Annotated in this window: 7 protein-coding genes; 4 read left to right on the top strand and 3 right to left on the bottom strand. The window is 47.6% G+C overall.

Features of this window, described 5'->3' with window-relative positions; translation table 11 throughout:
- Window positions 1–34: 34 nt before the first annotated feature.
- The 4 genes from KRX19_00415 (at window position 35) to yccS (ending at window position 11,838) form a co-directional block, all read left to right on the top strand.
- Window positions 35–8,092, top strand: a complete 8,058-nt coding sequence (locus KRX19_00415) for a response regulator (protein MBV7433480.1) — start codon at window positions 35–37, stop codon at window positions 8,090–8,092.
- Window positions 8,085–8,534 (top strand): chemotaxis protein CheW, encoded by a 450-nt coding sequence (locus tag KRX19_00410; GenBank protein ID MBV7433479.1) that lies wholly within the window; start codon window positions 8,085–8,087, stop codon window positions 8,532–8,534. Before KRX19_00415 ends, KRX19_00410 begins: the two co-directional genes overlap by 8 nt.
- A gap of 3 nt (window positions 8,535–8,537) precedes the next feature.
- Window positions 8,538–9,494, top strand: a complete 957-nt coding sequence (locus KRX19_00405) for an acetyl-CoA carboxylase carboxyltransferase subunit alpha (GenBank protein ID MBV7433478.1) — start codon at window positions 8,538–8,540, stop codon at window positions 9,492–9,494.
- A gap of 208 nt (window positions 9,495–9,702) precedes the next feature.
- A complete protein-coding gene (gene yccS, locus KRX19_00400) occupies window positions 9,703–11,838 on the top strand; it encodes a TIGR01666 family membrane protein (protein MBV7433477.1) in 2,136 nt (711 codons plus the stop codon).
- Window positions 11,839–11,845: 7 nt separating this feature from the next.
- Here the strand turns inward: yccS and KRX19_00395 are convergent, their stop codons facing one another.
- Genes KRX19_00395 through KRX19_00385 form a run of 3 tightly spaced genes read right to left on the bottom strand, consistent with a single transcriptional unit; the run spans window position 11,846 to window position 19,244 of the window.
- The gene (locus KRX19_00395) at window positions 11,846–12,205 is read right to left on the bottom strand and encodes a hypothetical protein (GenBank protein MBV7433476.1); all 360 of its coding nucleotides are present in this window, start codon (window positions 12,203–12,205) and stop codon (window positions 11,846–11,848) included.
- On the bottom strand, window positions 12,202–15,897 hold the full coding sequence (locus KRX19_00390) for a UvrD-helicase domain-containing protein (GenBank protein MBV7433475.1): 3,696 nt from the start codon (window positions 15,895–15,897) through the stop codon (window positions 12,202–12,204). Before KRX19_00390 ends, KRX19_00395 begins: the two co-directional genes overlap by 4 nt.
- Entirely contained in the window at window positions 15,894–19,244 is a 3,351-nt protein-coding gene (locus KRX19_00385) for an exodeoxyribonuclease V subunit gamma (GenBank protein ID MBV7433474.1), read from the bottom strand. The genes KRX19_00390 and KRX19_00385 overlap by 4 nt, the downstream gene beginning before the upstream one ends.
- Window positions 19,245–19,340: the final 96 nt, after the last annotated feature.

Raw genomic sequence — 19,340 nt, 5'->3', positions numbered from 1 at the left:
TTATAGCCTTTCTAGCTAGTTAAGAGGGAATTTTATGACACATCACCTTACAGAAGAATTATTGAAACAAGTCCAACAAGAATTAACTAAGGATATTGATGGTGTGTGCCATTTGACGGAGGATTGGTTTCAGCGGCCAGAATCAGGGCTGCATCAATCTATTATAGAGCTGCTACACGAGATGTACGGTGCACTTGCTATTATTGGTTGGGAGAAAGCAGCAGAACTATCAGCTAGGCTGAGCAATTTGTTTCTTCGTGTTCCGGATCATAATTCCTCTCAGATTCAGAATGTGGATGCACTGGCCACTGTATTATTAATACTAGATAATTTTATTAAAGAAGGGGAGTGTGGTAGTGCTCTAGTTGAGGCTAACCTGCCTTATGCAGAACAGCTGCTAGGTGACATAGAGCGTGGAGGAGATATATCTATCCACAATGTTAATAAAGAAGTAGTGATTAGTTCTGCAACCTGGCAAGTTATAAAAAAACAATACATGATAGTGCTTGATGAACTGGCTGCTATTTTGGATCAGACCAATGTGAATACAGCAAAAGATGTAGAAGGCTTGTTTGATACCTCATTATTATATGCCTTAACTCAATCACTTGAGCTGTTGAATTTGAAGGATGCGAGAGAACATCTATCTGAAATATCACATGCGTTCGTTACTTTTACTGACCAGAAGCAACTTGCCCAAATTGCAGAGCAAATTTTGTTGCTACGGCACGATATACAGAATATTAATACCTCGGATAGATCTGGCGACTTGACGAATATTGTTTTTTTTGGTGGGGGAGCAAAGCAGAATATTCGCCAGCACAATCAGGAAGGTGTGTATACATTTCTACAGCTACGTAATGTTATAGAACAAGACGGAGACTTGAAACTTCATTATTGCTCAGAAGCTGCAAAGATATGCTTTGAGTCATATGCCTTGTATTTGATGCTGGGTTCTAAAGAGCTTGCTCAGCTACTACGACAACTTGCATTCTATTGTGTAGATCTAAGTAAAAAACCTGTCTCTGGTGATGTGGATCGCCAAAAATATATAGAAATTCTTGTTGCAGCAGAACTTTTGTTTCAGGAAATATCTCATCAAGAGATTGACCAGCCAAATACAGCATTTCTTTATGAAAAACTTGAAGCTCACTTAGATGTTTTTAATGATCCCGAGCGAATTAGTTATCTAATGGGGCTCCTTGATGAACAAGCTGAACATATACCGCAATCATCCATAACCATTAGTGACCAAGAGCTGGGCGGAGTGTTTGATGACGAGTTTCTCGATGAGAGTCAGGTCGATGATGAAGACGACCAAAAAGATAGTGATGGGGATGTTGCTGGTTATAGCTATATTGCACGGTTGATCGTGGATAAAGATATTGAGGCATTGGAAAAAATAGAAGTGCCTGAGTCCAAAATGGCTTATAGCAAATTAGATGCAGCTCGTGTGCCAGATGATGAAATTCAAGAGGTTTTTAAAGAAGAGTTTGCTGACTTGATCAGCCAATGTTTGCTTATAAGGCAGGCATGGAGTCGAGGAGATGCTTGGATGCCAGACCTACGGCGTGTTTTCCATACCGTAAAAGGCTCTGGCAGAATGGCTCAGTATGAGTCATTGGGTGAGTTTGCGTGGCGCTATGAAGCACTGTTGAATAATTTGCTGAGTGAACATATTGATTGTACAAGTGAAATTGAGCAGTATCTTCAAGATGCAATTTTGCTTCTCAATTTGATAGCTGAACACAATATTTTGGACAGTATGCGGGGTGCCTTATTGCAGCTTGCACAGTATAGTGAGTTATTGTTGATACAGGAGCTTAATAAGGTAGGTGGTGAAGGGGGAATAGAAAATCGCCTTAACGATGATGAACTGGAGGAGGGCGCTTCTTTTACTGGGCATATTGTTGATACTCAGAAACCACTAGAGTTGATGGATTCTAGTGCCACTGTCTTGGCACTAGATGCAACACAATCTTTAAATGGCAATAAAGGCTCCGATGGTGTGGATTTTGCTGGTTCTGGCGATCTGGTAAATGAGTTTTTTAAAAAAACCGAGCATGCTGATAGTGATGTAAGTAGTGTTACAGATAAAGCAGATGAACCATCTGATACTGACCGGCACTTTAAACAAGTGTCTAAGGCTGATAATTCTGATGATAATCAGAGTGGATATGTTGAAAATCAGGACTCTGGAAATATTTCTACTCAACATGATAAAGATCAAGCGTATAAGATTAGTAATGTAGATGATAATAATCTAGAAGGCTTAGGAAGTTCAGGGAAAAGTTGGGCAGATGCGGCGAATCAAAATCCTTTATCTACTGTAGACCATGAAGAAACTCTTGATTTTGATCTGGCGCCAGATAGTACTACTGAAGGGGATATTGTTTCTGTAACACCAAGTTCATCAGAGTCAATAGCTCAGGATGAAGATAGTCTGTTTGATTTTGAAGGGAGTGATTTTGCATCTGCTGATGTTGTCGATGGTGCAAGCAAAACTATTTCGGCAAGGAATATAGACAGTGGAAGTGATGCTGTAGGCGTATCTGCTAATGCTGATGACTTGACTTCAAGCGAAGAAAACGAAGACTTCTTTGATTTTGATCTGGCGCCAGATAGTGCTACTGAAGGGGATGTTGTTTCTGTAACACCAAGTTCATCAGAGTCAATGGCTCAGGGTGAAGATAGTCTGTTTGATTTTGAAGGGAGTGATTTTACATCTGCTGATGTTGTCGATGGTGCAAGCAAAACTATTTCGGCAAGGAATATAGACAGTGGAAGTGATGCTGTAGGCGCATCTGCTAATGCTGATGACTTGACTTCAAGCGAAGAAAACGAAAACTTCTTTGATTTTGATCAGACCGCAGAAGGATCTTCTGAAGAAGATGTAGTATCACCTGCGACTATATTGGGTGTAGAAGATCTTGCTATGCAAAGTGAAAGCGACTCTGTCAATACCTTGGAAGTAACAATTGCACGAGCATTGGGGCCACTGGTTGAGCGGATGTTGAATAAGTACGGAGATGATTCAATACTGGCTGAGGCTGCAAGCATTAATATGTTAGTGCATAAATTACGTAGTAACCCAGATGTTGATAACAATGGTTTAGTTGATGCTCAAGTCTTGACAGATCAACTACACCATACATTGCCAAGTATGTCTGATGATCAAGTTAAAAGTGTCTCACAGACCCTTGTTGCTGCCCATAGACAGTTGGAGCAGGAGCAGGAATCATCTTTAAGTGAAGGCGATCAGTCTGATCAAATAGCAGTTCATGGTGAATTACCACTAGAAACACAACAAATTAATACAGTTGCAGATGAAAGTGCTCATCTTGCCAGCAATATTAACAGTGATGAAGAATTCTCCATAGATACTACTTCATTTGCAGAGTTGCTTAGTGCAGTCGTCCCAGCTCTTGAGCGTAAAGAAAAAATACCTGATGAACTCTTTGAAGCATTTGTTAATACATTAGCAAATGATTTTGCATTGAACCGTGAGTATTATAAAAATGAAGATGATTATAGCGCTGGTATCCGTTATGCATTGCAAGAGGCATTTGAAATTAAGAGTGGAGGGAATAGTAAAGAGTTCCAGCCTTTCTTGGATAGTATCTTTGCTTCATTAGAGCAGAATAAGGCCATACAAAATATGCACCAAAGAAATCTGCAGGGTGCAAGAATGGATGATGGTGTACCGAGTACACAAGATCAGGCGACTTCTATATATGCTACTGCTAGAGATAGTAATGAGGGGATAGATGTAGACAATGCATCATTATCTGCAGTAAATACAATTTCGCCTAGTCAAGTCACTTCATATGATGAGTTGTCTAAATCAGGCGATAAACAAATATCTGATGCAGGCCAAACTTCTGCAATATTAACAGGAGGAAAAGAATATTCTCACAATGCTTCTAATGTTACAGATGGTTTGGAAAATCAAGAATATACTCGCGAAGTCACTAAGGATATTGAGCTTGAAGAAAGCGAAGCTTTAGAGTATGGCAAAGTAGAAAAAGAGCCTGTGTTTACAGATGATAACGACCATATTTCAAGTGAAAAGATAGATGAGAATAAGTCTATTGTGGCCAATATCCAGACCACTCAGCAAGAGGTGGAAGAAAGCACCCCAGCTATGCGGCCAATTGAGGTGGGGTTAGAAGAGCAAGGTGGTTCAGTTACGACGCCTGATACTGAAGATCAAACAGTAGGTAACAGAACTTCTGTATTGGAAGGAGAAGGGGCTGGAAATAAAATTGATAATCAAGAATATAACACTGATGCACGGCTAGGTGACAATACTAAAAATACGCTTGAAACTGGTATGACCTTAGGTGCAGGCTCAGACAAAGAAGTAGATTATCCTGATGCTAAACTTGCGACTGAAAGACATGTAGATCCTGATATTTCAGGGGGGAAAGATAAAGACGATAAAACTTATACTGATGATTCCCTCGCTACCCATCAAGAGCAAGGTACTTCTTCTCTCATTAGTATCGATAGACAGGAAATTGCAGCGGAAGAGGTGGAAAAGACAAATATCAGCAATATTTATGTGAATAATGCAAGTTTATTTGAAGGTCCCATTGATGATGGATTAGTAGCAAGTATTGCAGCTGGGAATGTACCAATTAATGATAAAGTGACAGCTGCTCATCAGCAAGAGCTTGATGCGCTGCAAGCAGATATTCCTCATGAGGCAGTAGATTTCTTTTTGTATGACCTGAATGACTGGGCTGAGCGTCTTATAAATGCCTTAGATGATGTAAATATAAAAGGTAATGATACAAAATTATTGGAAGAGTATTTGTCTAATTTGACGGGTGCTGCTCAAAGTGTATTTTTCACAAATTTGGCTCAATGTGTGGAAGCTAACAAAGACCTTTTCTCTGTCTGCGGTGAGTATCATTTAGTGGATGAGCAAGCAACAACAAGTTTAAAAGCGTTGACGGAAATATTAAAACAGGCAAGCACTCATAGCTCATTAGCACCTTTCGAAGAAGTATTACATGCATTAACAGATTATGCCAAGACACTTGCAGCACAAAAATTTACTTCGGCCATGTTACAGCTTAAAACTACAGGGGAAGAGCATAGTGAAGCTGGTAAAAGTGAAGACTTTGAGGAATTGGATAATCTTGGTATAGCGTTACAGAATATTAGTGCTGCTAAGGCTCAGGAGGCATCGGGAGATGACAGCTTTAAGGATGCATTGCAAAGTGATTTCAAATCTGCTCTATTGAAATCAATAGATGGTTATGAGGCATTGATACGCGAGCTTGAGCAAGGTGTTACTTTGGCGTTAGTTAATGAGACTAAAGAAGCTATATATGATATTGAAGAAAATCTGACAGCCTACAATACTCCTGATGAATTCTGGCGATTACTTGATGTTAAAGAACAAGTAATCGAGGCATTGACAACACACACAGTACTTGATCCTGATTTGGCAAATGTTCTTTGTTATGCTGCTGAACTAATTGAGCTTATTTCTGATGAAAATGGATCAGATGTAGATGATCTTGACAACAAAAGGGTACTTAATCAAACCATAGATCAACTGGTATTGGCAAAGTCTAGTTTGTATAACTCAGGCACAAATCTTTCTGATCGAACATCAGATAAAGAGGGTAGCGAATCAGTACAAGCCGATAACGTATCGGGTCAGAGTACTGGCGAAAAGCAGTTCTCTTTGTCGACTGATTATTCAAGTGAGCCTATTACAAATGAAGATATTTCCTGGTCAGAAGAGCTGATTGAAATTTTTACTGAAGAAGCACAAGAGCTTTTAGAAGAAGTTCGCTCTGCATTGAATAATAATTTGGTTGAGTCTAATACTCAGCAGAAAATTCAAAGATGTATGCATACACTGAAAGGTGGTGCGCGCATGGTTGATTTGTTGATGATTGGAGATACAGCACATCTTGTGGAATCTGTTGTTGAGAAGATTCCTTACCTGCAAGAAGATGAGTTAGCTGATGTCCGTGGATTGTTGATCAATGCTGAAACAGCGCTAACGGATATGATCGACTCTGTGATTCGTCATCAAGTACCAGAAGCAGCGCATGAAGTGAATGCGCAAATCAAAGCATTCCTTAATTTGATTGACTCTGGCCAATCTATTGCAGCAGATTATAGACCAGTATCTCAAGAAGATGAGCATAAATCTGATATTAATAAAGATTTATCACTTGTAGATGCTCCACAGATACAGAATCAATTGCCCGCTGAACCATTAGTTGATCATTCGATTATAAACAAGGCCAATAGGCATGTTCGGGTGAGTGAAGATCTTTTGAAATGGCTGAGCTCTATGGTCGGTGAGGCTGGTGTCCTTCAAGTAGCCATGGATGAAAGTGCTCGTAGTTCGGAGTATGGTCTGAATGAGTTAGAGCGGGTGGTCCAGCGTCTTGATGAGCAGTTACGCCGTCTGAATAGCCGTACTGAAAGTCAAATATTATTTAGGCGTGAGCATACTGACTATGGAAAAGATTTTGATCCGCTTGAAATGGATCGCTTTTCTGAAATACAGCAATTATCACGCCAGCTTGCAGAATCGGTTGAGGATTTGAATAATCTCCAGCAAGCGATGGAAATGGATATCAGCAGTTTTAAAGGCTTTAATATCCAGCAACACTTGATTCTGCATAATATTCAGGATGCGCTAGTCAGTACGCAATTAATTAGCTTTAATGCCTATTCTGGTCGCCTACGACGCTTAGTCCGTCAGGTTAGTCAAGGAACTGGGAAAAAGGTAGAACTACGTATTGTTGGTGGAGACATTGAAATTGAGCGTAATTTACTTGATGACCTTCTTGCACCACTTGAGCATATTATTCGTAATGCAGTAGCTCATGGTTTGGAAGATGCTGATACGAGAATTCAAGCATCAAAGTCTGAAATCGGCACAATCAAGATAGATGTTAAAAGTGTTGCCAATGAGTTGAGTGTGAGGATTATTGATGATGGTGCGGGTATTAATTACGACGCTATCCGTCAATCAGCACGAGAAAAAGGCTTACTTGATGAAGCACAAAGTGATGACTATGCCTATTTGAATTCCTTATTACTAAAAGCTGGGATCAGCTCAAGTAAAAAAGTTAGCCAGCTGGCTGGCCGTGGTATTGGAATGGATGTTGTTAACGATCTGATTCAAAAACGTCGTGGTCGTTTATCTATACACAGTATTGCGGGAAAAGGAACTGAATTTCATGTCACAGTACCGCTGGGTATGAGTGTTGTCGATATATTGGTTATAGAAATAGCTCATGAAGTTTATGCTGTACCGATGGCATCTATTGACTCAATTGTACAGCTTGATCATAGTTGGCTGCTTTCAAAATCGACAGATTTGACGTATGACTACCATGGTAAGCATTATCAAGTATTGCCTTTAGGTGGTTATTTTGCCAAGCAATATGATTTGAGCAAGGATCAGCAAAAGTCGCCAGGTCTAGTTGTTCGGTATACAGATAACCATTCTGGGCGGATATTGCAGATTGATAAAGTCGTGAATCGTATGGAAGTCGTTGTCAAGGATACGCGTCAATTGACATTGGCTATTCCAGGTATTCTGGGCGCTTCTGTGATGGCAAATGGTGATGTTTTGCCAATTTTGGACATCAGTGAGCTGGTTACGTATGTTGATCAAAAGCAGCCAGTAGTATTAGAGCAGTCATCCCATACTGATAAACGGGTAAAAATTATGGTTGTGGATGACTCTGTGACCATGCGTAAAGTCGGTTTGCGTTTGCTTGATAAACATGGCTATGAGGCTCAGGCGGCCAAGGACGGTATAGACGCATTGGAGTTATTGCCTCAGTTTGAGCCAGACTTGATTTTGCTCGATATTGAAATGCCTCGGATGGATGGTTATGAGTTTGCCAAGCAGTTACGTGCTCAAGCTCGTTATGCACATACGCCCATTATTATGATCACATCTCGTACAGGCGAAAAACATCGGGCAAAAGCTGATGAAATTGGTGTTGATGGTTACCTAGGTAAGCCGTATCAAGAAGAAGAGTTGCTTATGTTACTTGGTGAGTTGTTACGAAATTCAGGTGAAGAGGTTATTGATGGATAAGCTAGATATAGTCATTGTACCTCTGGCAAATGCTTTTGCAGTTTTACCTGCGGCGATGGTGCGACAAATATTACCCCATGCACCTCTTATACCCTCAGAAGATAAGGCTAATTATATTTTGGGGTCTATCATTGTACAAAATGATAAACTTGACGTTGTTGACTTAGGGCTACTTCTAGAAGGCCAGCCACTAGAAACTGATGATGAAAAACTGATTTGGTTTGCGCCGCTGCAAAAGCAAGCGTCTTCCTTCGGTTTTATCTTACGTTCCGTCGGTTTGCCGCAATTTATGGTTTGTCGAGCTGATGATTTTATTGACAAGGCACCAGGCGATCATCCACTTATTGCGCGTTACATACAAGTACGAGGATTGAACAACCCGGATGAGTATCCTGTTTTCATTATCGACCTGGTTAATTTAGAAAAAGAAATAGCGAGATAGCACATGGATTATTTGGAATTTGAAAAGCCAATTGCAGAACTTGAGTACAAGTTGGCCGAGCTGCGACAGTTTAGTGGGCAGTCTGATGTTGATATCAGTGATGAGATTGAGCGTTTGGAGAAAAAATCGCGCAGTTTGATGCAAAGTATTTTTTCAGACCTTGAAGATTGGCAAATTGCGCAACTGTCGCGACATCCTCAGCGTCCGTACACATTGGATTATCTTTCCGAAATATTTACTGATTTTCACGAGTTGCATGGTGATCGTGCATTTGGTGATGATAAAGCCATTGTTGGTGGGTTGGCGCGTATTGACGGGCAACCAGTGATGATCATTGGCCATGAAAAAGGCCGTGATACCAAAGCAAAAGTAATTCGTAACTTCGGCATGCCACGCCCGGAAGGGTATCGCAAAGCATTAAGGCTGATGAAGCTTGCTGAGCGGTTTGGTATTCCACTTCTGACGTTTATTGATACTCCGGGCGCATATCCGGGGATTGGTGCAGAAGAGCGTGGGCAGAGTGAGGCTATTGCCCGTAACCTGTTTGAGATGGCCAAGCTTAAAATCCCCGTCATTGCCTGTGTGATCGGTGAAGGTGGTTCGGGAGGCGCTTTGGCGATTGGCGTGGCTGACCGCGTCTTGATGCTACAAAACAGTATGTATTCTGTGATTTCACCTGAAGGTTGTGCTTCTATTCTTTGGCGCAGTGCTGAAAAATCGGCTGACGCAGCGGAAGCGATGCAGGTCACTTCAACCAAGCTGACCAAGTTGGGGTTGATTGACCGGGTGATCGAAGAGCCCCTGGGTGGTGCTCATCGCCATGTTAAAGAAATGGCCGCATCAATTAAAAAAGTATTGCTCGAAGAACTCGCATCATTGGCTGATATGGGTGACGATGAGCGCTATGCGCAGCGGATCAAAAAAATTCGTGCGTACGGTAAATTTAGCGAACAAAGTTAATTTTAGGTCGCACGCAGTACTGCTTGTATATAAACCCTCCAGAAAACAATTGTGGTACATGTAATAAGGTATTGTTTTTTATTTGCCATTAGCGTTTTCTGGAATTGAAAAGCTTAATGTATGGAACCCGCTGACTGACGTAAATGTAGGTGGTGGGTTTATTTTTATTACCGCATTTTGCGTGGAATTCCTTGTCGAGCATCACACCATGATATCTAAGCCTTCTCGTCATGACCTGTATCGTGTATTGAGCCTGCCTTCTGCTTGGTTGGCTATGATGCCGGTGATCTTGAGCTTTGCCACAGCTGCGGTATGGGTTGCACTCAGCGGCCGTACTGACATGAGTGTGGCGCTGTTCCTCGGTGTGATCGCTGGTGGTTTGGTTGATATGGATAACCACATCAGTGGCCGGCTGCGGCAAATGCTGGTTATTCTGCCGGCTTTTGCACTGGTATCAATTATGGTGCAAATCACTATGGCTCACAGTGTATTTACTGTGCTGCTGATGACTATTCTGGCATTTTGCATGACCATGCTCGGCGCAGTTGATACGCGCTACCGAACCGTTGCTTTTGGTGTGTTGGTTGTCGCGTTGTATACACTGCTGACCGCGCGGGCGGGGCTTGCGTGGTATATCAATCCATTAATGATTTGTGTCGGTGCGTTACTTTACCACGTGATGGCATTGTTGGTATACGCTGTAGCACCGCATCGTCCTGTACAAATGCGATTAGTCGCTGCTTACCATGCACTGGGAGAGTATAGCCGTATCAAAGCTGACCTGTTTCAGCCTGATGAAGCAGCCAATATCGCAGCTATTCATGAACGTCTGGCACGGCAAAACCAAACGGTGATTGCGGCGTTTAATCAATGCCGTGATGCACTATTTTCGCGTGTCAGTAGTAGTGGCAGCTTGTCGTTGCGTACCCAGCGTCAGTTACGCGACTATTTTATTGCACAAGACATTCATGAGCGCCTGACCTCGGTACATATTGACTATGCTGCATTGAGCAAACAGCTATGCCACAGCGATGTGATTTTCCGCATTGCACGCTTGATTCGTTTGCAAGGTGATGCATGCACGCAGAGAGCCACGTCGTTGGATGAAGAAGTATTGTTTGTTTATCCCGAGCATTTACGCCGTGCCATGGATGGCATCAAGTCGGCACGAGGGTATTTGCCACAGCAGCAATCGGTACGCTTGATTGATCGCCTATTGGATAATATCGAGGAAATTAACTGTCAGTTAGCGCGATTGGGTAAAAAGTGGCGGCCTGGCCCACACGATAGTCAAGACTGGCGCATTGCTGCACAACATTCATTGAATGTTGGCGAGGCGTGGCACATTCTGCGGCGTAATTTTTCCCGGCGTTCGTCATTTTTTCGCCATGCAGTACGAATGGCACTGCTGACAGCAATATCCTCGATCCTTGTGGAAGCATTGAATTTGCATCTAGGGTATTGGATTTTACTTACTGCTGTTTTCGTCTGTCAGCCTAACTATACAGCGACCCAGTCCCGCTTGATTGAGCGCATCATTGGCACAATACTTGGTGTACTGATCGGCTCATTGATTCCACTGATGGAGCCTTCACTCAATACTTCTTTGGTGATTATTGTATTCAGCAATATTTTGTTTTTCTATTTTCGCGCCTGTAATTACCGCTTTTCTACCTTATTCATTACTGTACAAGTATTGGTTGGCTTTGCCCTGATTGGCATCAATACCGGTGAAGCGATGGTGCCTCGCGTGATCGATACGCTGATTGGTGCGGCTTTAGCGTGGGCTTGCGTGATGTTTGTGTGGCCGGATTGGCGCTACCAATCCTTGCGCAGTAGCGCCAAAGCAGCTTTGATGAGCTGTGCAACATATCTTGCGATTATGGCACAGCAGTTTGGAGGAAAAGAGCGTGATGATGTGACTTACCGCAGTGCACGTCGGCGTGTCCATGAAAGTGCCACAGCCTTGACCAATCTCGTCAATGAGCAGCGTCAGCACCCACCAAAGCACGCCCGCCATATTGATGCTGCGCAGGCTGATGAGCTGGTTCAGCTACATTACCGCCTGCTTGGGCACCTGTCTGCATTGGGTGCATATCGTGGGCAAATTACTGACTGGCTGTCACCAGCTTATGATACTGACCGTGAAGCCTGCATGGTGGTGGAAACAGCGATGATGGACATTGCCAACGGTCAGCAGATTATCAGCGATGGCGATACGGCGTGGCAAAAGCAGTTTGCAGCGCTGAATGGCAGTCAGAAAGACGATGTTCTCGCTGAGCAGTTACAGGCTATTTCGATATTATTGGCGCAATACAGTGCCTTGTTTCAGCGCGCGACTTGAGCGACGTTTAATGAGGGTGGCGGCGGTCGCTGTCGCGCGCTTCGTCATCGTCGTCTTCTTCATCTGGTCGCTGGCTGCGGGGCTTGGGTTTGTCGTGGGTTTCTTTGTAGAACTCGCGGCCGACGCGGTCGAAGGTTTGTTCAAGAGTTGCGGTCTTAGGATTCTTGCGCCGCAAATAAAGGATCAGCCACGGTATCCAAGCAAGCAGAGCAGTGAGCGCAAAGCCAAAGCCCATTTGCGTCGGGGTTAAATCGTAGGCTTCAGGATTACTTGGCTTGATTGCGGTGTCGTAGATGCCGTAAAGGCACATCAGCGTCCATAAGCCGGCGATTAGGAAATAAATATTTTTCAAAATTGTTCTGTTCATATGCTCTTCTTGCTTAAATCTGGGTGAAGTATGTTATCCAAATCAAGTATCAGTTGGGTAGGAATATCGATGTGTAAATGCCCGGTTTCAGCGTCATCGGGTAGTGCAGCGCGGATGAAGTAATACTCGACTGAACCAAGGTGTTGCTCGGGCTGGTAGCCGGGTAGGCGTGCTTGGAGTAGGCGGTGTAGTGCAACTTGGTAGAGCGCGGCTTGCAGCCAGTAGTGGTGTTCGTCCATGGTGCGGTTCATGGCGTCGCGATGGTAATCCTGATGGTGGTTGCCGAGGTGGTTGGATTTGTAGTCGACGATGTAGTAGCGCCCGTTGTGGCGATAGACGAGGTCGATTTCACCGCGTAGGTAGCGGTAAAGGCTTGTATGCTTGCCGAGGATGAGCGGCTTGCCCCAGGTTTTAAACAATTGATTGATGTCGCCGACGGGGAAGGATTTATTACTGTTGAGCGCGATGCTGAAGCCGAGTTCGCGCTGTTGATCGGCTATGGGTAGTTCTACAAGCGGCAGGCCACAGGCAAGTGGGCTATGCACGATGTTTTGCATCCAGCTTTTAAGCGCGACCAAGTCAGGTTCGCTGTGGGTGGCGGTGAGGTGGTGCTTTTGCCACAACTGAGTGAGGAAAATATCCCAGTGACGGCTGTTATTGGCGTGGATCTTTTCCAGTGCTTCGTGCAGGAAGCTGCCGGCCTGTGTGCCGCGCGGAAAGGTAAAACACGGGGCAATGTCGGTGGTTTCTTTCTCGGGATTGGTGTCGCTTTCGTGAATGAGCTCAAGATCGAGGCTGCTGTGTACGGCGAGGTCGTCGGCGCTGCTTAAGGTCGTACGCGCGAGGGCACTAAAGCTGGTCTTACGCCAGCCGCTACTGTTTGGTTGTGCTAAAGGTTCAAGGCCATTTTTTTGAGGCGTGGACTCGCTGATGGCTCTCCACTGAATCGGGCTGTCATCGTTTAGGTGCTGCATGAGGCTGTCGTGACTGAGGTGCAAGCTGTGTGCAGCATCCGGTTTGGCGAGCATCGCAGCAGCATCGACAAAGCGGCTAGTGCGTTTGGCGACGAACAAAAGGTCTGCAGCGCGGGTCAGTGCGACGTAAATAAGGCGGCGGTTCTCGGCGTTATTTTCCTGTTTGATTTGTTCGCTGATGGTGTCATTTTGGGGGGCAATGGCGAGCTTGAGTTCGCCGTTGTCGTGGTAGGCCTGTACGCCGAGTTTGCTGCTGTTGCCACTAAAGCTGCCCGAGCCGAGCCCGGCGAGAATGACGATAGGCGCTTGCAGGCCTTTGGATTTGTGGATGGTCATCAGGCGTACAGCGTCGCTGCCGGGGAGGGGCAGGCATTGTGCCCATTCGGCCTGCGGAGGATCGTTGAGTTGGCGTTGCCACCAGTCAATAAATTGTGGGGGGCGGCGATGGCGGCTGTGCTCGGTGATGACTTGCTGCAAAGCGCGTAGGTCGAGAAGATCGCGGTAGCAGTCAGGCTTGGGTTGGGCTGCGAGGGTTTCCCATACGCTGTGGCCGCGGTGGTTGGGGATTTGCAATAGGCGTTGCAGGGCGCTGAGCAGCCCGTATTGTTGCCAATCTTGCGCAGCATGGGCGAGGTCGGCACGGTAGTTGCCAATGCGCCATGCGCTGTCAGTAGATTCAAAATTGTCTAGGTCGTTTTTGTCGAGGTTGTAGAGGCGGCCTGCGAGTAGGCGGCGGGTCTTGCCGCTGTGTTGTGGGTCGAGGATGGCAAGCATCAAAGTATATAGTTCGGCGGCGATGGGCTGGGCAAAGAGGTTTTTGTCCGCTTGGCGCTCGGTGGCGATGTGCTGCTGGTTGAGGATGTGTTCGATGTCGTCGAGGATGCTGTTACCGCGTGCGAGTACCATAATGTCGCTACAACGGATGGGGCGAGCGCCGCCGAGATCGGGGTCGTGGCAGACGAATGCACTGTTTTTACTGGTAAGGTTTTGAATCAGCTCCAGGATGTGCTTAGGTTCTTCACCGGCACTGTCGACGTCGAACCAAATGAGTGGATCAGGAATATTGCCACCGTGGCGTAGGCGGATTGGGCGCGGGCTATCGGCTGTGGCATTGCTTTGCATCGGGTGGTAGGTGATGTCTGTGCCGAGTAGGTTGGGTTGCTCTGTGGGGTAGCTGTAGTTGAGCGCGCTGACGAGGTTGTGTGCGGAGCGGAAGTTGGTGTCGAGGTTGTAGTGGTTGGTGATTAGGCTGCGCAGATGACGGTAGTTATCGACGTCGCTACCACGAAAGCGGTAGATGGCCTGCTTGGGGTCGCCGACGAGGAGCAGGAAATGTTTTCCATCGGCATGGCTGTCGCTGCGGAAATACACTTGCTCGATGAGGCGGGTTTGCTCGGCATTGAGGTCTTGTGCTTCGTCGATGAGGATGACGGGGTAGCGGTGTGCGAGATAGTGCGCGAGGCGTGCGTCTTTTTCGCTGGCAAGGGTCCGGTTGAGGGTGGCAAGCAGTTCACCGTAGGTAGTCTCGCGGCTGTGGCGTAAGGTTTGTGGCAGTTGCTCGCGAACGTGTTCTGCATTGGTGGTGGCGCTGTGTGCGCGTATGCGTTCAATGGCTTCTCCGATGGCTTTGTCTGCTTCAAGGTAGGGGTGCAGGGCGCTGAGAACAGGGTCGGCATTGAGTTGTGCACGATAATCTTCATTCGCACCTTTGTTGAATTGGCTGCTGTCTGGTTCGGCGGCTTCGATGATGGCTGCACCGAGTGCTTGTTCGTCTTTGTTCAGCGCTTGGCCGTGGCGAATGTTGTGCACGAGGTTGGGAAGTAGTAGGTGCTTTTTTTTCAGCGCTTTTTTACCGTCGAGTTTTTTGCCGTCAGCTGCGGCAATAAGGTGTTGCAGGCAGGCCTGAATTTGCTCCTCGCCAAGGGCATTAATTGCGGCTTGTGCTTGTGTGAGTAGCGTTGGATCGGGATTGGGCAGCTCAACGGACACAAACGGGGCATTGCCGAAGTTGAGTGCGCTGTTGGCGGCGTCGGTGTGGTCAGTGAGGGTTGGAGGCTTGGCGGCGCAGTAGCGGATGAATAACTCGAGATTATCGCGGGCACGCTGCTGTTGGTAGGCGCGTAGGTAGTCGTGCGCGAGGTTGGTGACGGCGTCGCTGTTCTGATTGATGTTGATTTGGTCGATGCCGCTTTCGAGCGCGAGTTCGCGTAGCCAGCGTTGGCAGAGGCTGTCGAGCGTGCCGATGAACAGTTTGTCGATGTCAGTGAGTGCAAGTGTGGTACGGCGGTAGGCGCGGATGATGCCGTCAATCGCGTCGTCGCTCTGCGTGAGTGTGTGGTGAATAAGGTGGCGATTGATGGGGTCGGCGCTGCGCTGCTGTCGTTTGCCGTCTTCGCTGTCAGCAGCCCATTGCTCGATTTGTGCGTTGATGCGTTCGTTGAGCCCGTCTTTCGCGAAGAAGCTTTCGTCTTCCTGATAGCAGGTGATGAGGTCGACCATCAGGAGGCGGTAGTCCTCAAGGCGTGCCTGTACGCGGCGCTGCATTTCAGCAGCGGCAGCACGGGTAAAGGTGGTGGCAACGATGTCACGGGTTTCATATCCGGCTTCGACGATTAAGCGCAAGAGAATACCGGTCAGCGTCCACGTTTTACCCGTGCCGGCCGAGGCTTCGATGAGGGCTTTGCCTTGCAAGGGGATGGTGATGGCGGGGTTATTCATGACTGGATTTCCTGCATATGCGCAAATAGAGGAGCGTAGAGTGTATTTGCGTACTGTTCAGCGGTGGCTTTAATGAGCTCATCTATATCCTGATCGCTATAGCCGCGGGTAAATAGGTTCAGCGCAGCAAGGTTGTCGGTCGGATAGGTGCTACTGCGCCAGTCACGGATGAGTTTTTCAGTTGTGGTTTTATCGCTGCGCCCGGGGTCTGCGTAGTTATAGCCAACGTCAATTGGCAGCAGCCACAATTGCTCACGGCTGTAGTGCAGGACTTGCAGCCAGCGGATGAGTTGTTCGCGCGCATCGGTGACGGGGCTGAAATGGATGATGCTGTCGCGCAGGGCGATGATACTTTCGCCAGTGGTGCTATGGGCTTGCCACAAGAGGTGCTGTAGCCACAGACGAAGGATATGCTTGGGACGGCTGCTGCGTGGCGAGAGCATGAGCCACTGTTTAGGTGATTGCTCTGCGACGGCTGGCAGTTCGATGCTGATATCGTGGTTGGCGATGGTTACGACGGTTTCTTGGGTATTGGTCAACGTGCTGGCTTGGCTGTAAGCGAGCAGATCTGCTTTGCGTTGCGTCCACAGATTGCGGCGTTGTTGATGCAGGATGTCAGCGGTAGCGCCGGCAGGTAAAAGTGGCAATCGAGCCAGTGCATTGCTGTGGTGTTCGGCGTTAATTAGGGTGTCATCAAGGGCGTACTGTTGCAGGCCATCAAGGGTAAGCGGTTCTAGCGTTGGCAAAGTATCAGCGTCACCGCTGAAATAAAGGTCGAGCGCTGCGGCTAGAGTATTGATAGGGTTGAGCAACTGCTGGGTAAGTTGCCTAAATGGAAGGTTGTAGTGTTCATCTGGGTCGGGAGTCGGCAGTTGTGCCGGAGCAGTTAGTGCCATGAATGGCGTGCTGGGCACTTCTGAGCTGAGTGCTTGTTGGACGTCGCGCCACAGTGGTGCTGGGTGGGTGTTATTTTCGTCAGGATGGAACGGGTCACTGCCGTGCTTGATGGTCAATGGTGCCGCTGTTGGCTGGCTGGTTTCGACATAGTTAATGAGCTCTTGTACGGGCGTGGCCGGTAATTGCGCTTCGCCGTTTTGCTCGGCATCGTAGTAAATCCAGCAGGATTGCTCGGCATTGAGCAGGATGTCGAGAAAGGCGGCGAGATCATCATGTTCAGGGCGATGGTCACCCGGGCGGTCGCGGTCGACGCCGATGAGGTCGTAGCGGTCATCAGGTGGGTTGGCCGGAAAGTCGCTGATGTTAGCATTGGCAAAGGCAATGAGTTTGTACGGCAGAGCACGCATGGCGCCAATTGAGCCGATGGTCATGACGCCGGAAGGCTCGGAGCTGACGCGCTCGCTGCCGAGGCGGGCGGCGATGTCGTCGAGGACAAAGCGCAATGGTACGGTTGGTGGTGTGTCAGCGTGGTCGTAGTTGGTGAGTGCGTTAAGCTGGCCTTCAAGTTCGCGTAGGCTGAGGTTGATGGTTTGATAAGCAGCGCTATTGGCTGCAAAAGTAAAGTCTTGCTCAAGGCGTTGGTTAATGTGCTCAAGCCACTTGCTGACTGGCATACGCTGATGGCGGCTGCGCCATTGTTCGCGCCAGCAGTTTGCGAGGTGGCATAGGGCTTCGATAGCAGGTAGGTCCTGCATGGTTATGCCTGGTTGCGGAACGATACGCTCGGCATACAGCGGCGCACTGGGCATCATCAGCCCGGCTGCAAGACGGTCAAGCGCGTAGCAGAAGGTGAAGCGGTCGTCGTGGTCGTTAGGGTCTAGAGTGGCGCGAATGTGGTCGTGGTCAAAGCCACGGCGGTAGCCAGCGTCGATAAGGGCACTGGTGATGCGGGTCATGGCTTCAGGTGCGATATTGAGCATGGCGCAGACGTCGTCGCTGTGTAGCCAGGAGAGGACGCTTTCGGCGTCGAAGCGATCTTCTATCAGATTAAAGCTGCCGGCAAGCGCAGCCCATAGATTTTGTGCAGCTGGTGGCGTAACACCGGTGAGGCGGGCTGGCAGGTAGTAACCATCATAATCACCAGCCGGAGGGAATACTGCATTGACCACTGCTTGCTGACTGCTGAGATCGGGCAGGACGATAAGGATGTCAGCGAGTTGGCGTGTATCATCGGCATTGAGCCAGCGCACGATGTCAGCACGCAGGGCTTCAAGCTGGCGCATCAGGCCGTGGCAGGCGTGGACGCGCAGGCTGTCGTCGCCACTTGCCAGTGGGGTTGTGGCGAGCAGTTCGGGATCAAGGTTGTGTATTTCGTGCTGTAGGGTGGTGAGCAGCGTGGTTGGTGTGCTGTCAGCTGCGGGTAGGTCGATGAACTGAATGTGCGGGTAGTCAGGATTGTCGCGATAGGGCTGCATGAGGCGGAATAAGCTGCGCTGTTGCTTGCCGAAGCGTGACAGTAATGGATGGATACTGTCGTAGTGGTCGGTATCATCGCTGCTTAGAATAGTGAGTTTGCGCAGCCATTTATCGTCGACCATATCACTGAAATAGCCATCGCTGACGGTGTGGTGGTAGACGTAAATATTGGTAAATTTGCCCAGCTTGGCCAAGAAGTCGATGGTGTCTGCATTGACGCTTTCAAAGCCGTAGACGAATAACGGATTGGGTAAGGTATTGGGGGGAATATTGCCATCGGTGAGGCATTGCCAAAATTGCTCGAGGCGCGCTTCACGGGCGAGGAATACGTCGGCAAATAGGGTGTGCCAGATGTGCTGTTGTGCGGCGGCGATGTGTTGGTAGTGATCTAGTTGCCAGTCTGGCCAGGTGTCGGGATGGATGCTGTCGGCAAGTAGGTCGGTGAGTTCAGTGCTTTGCCCATTTGCCCAGCTGCGTAGCCATTCGGGGCGCATAGCAAGATAGCGAGTGAAGATGCGCGCGAGTTGTCCGGCGAGTAACCACAGGCGTTGCTGGACGGCATCGCTATCGTGGCTGATGTCGCCGGTCAAACGCTCTATAAGGGTGTCGGCGGGCGTGTCGCCATTATGCTCAATACGTGTGCTAAACCATGCAAACATGCGCCACTGCATCGCAGCGGTGGATAGTGGTGCATGGCCTTCGTAATCAACGTCACCGGTGACTCGCTCAACCAACTGCCATGAGAACATACCCCAGAACTGGGCTTTGAATAGTGCCGAAATACCTTGGGTGTCAGCAATGCGGTTTTCCAACCAATCGCGGATGGTCATCGATGGCACGATAACGGTGTGCTCGCTGAAGACGTCGTGTATATGACGACGGTATTCGTGCTGAAAAGCGTGAAATAGGGTGTCAGCGTCGGTAGATTGGTTGATGTAGAGCATAGAAGTAAGAGGCGAGCAAAATATGCTCATTATTTTAGTTCAAAACGGTATCAACCCGTTGAGCATGTTTTGCATATGGTAAAAGGTGTACTTTCCTGAAGCCCATGCTCCAAGAAAGTACACATG

Source organism: Cardiobacteriaceae bacterium TAE3-ERU3 (assembly GCA_019218315.1).
GTDB lineage: Bacteria > Pseudomonadota > Gammaproteobacteria > Cardiobacteriales > Cardiobacteriaceae > JAHUUI01.
Note: the sequence above shows the minus strand (reverse complement) of the source record. Positions and strands in the feature narration are given on the sequence as shown.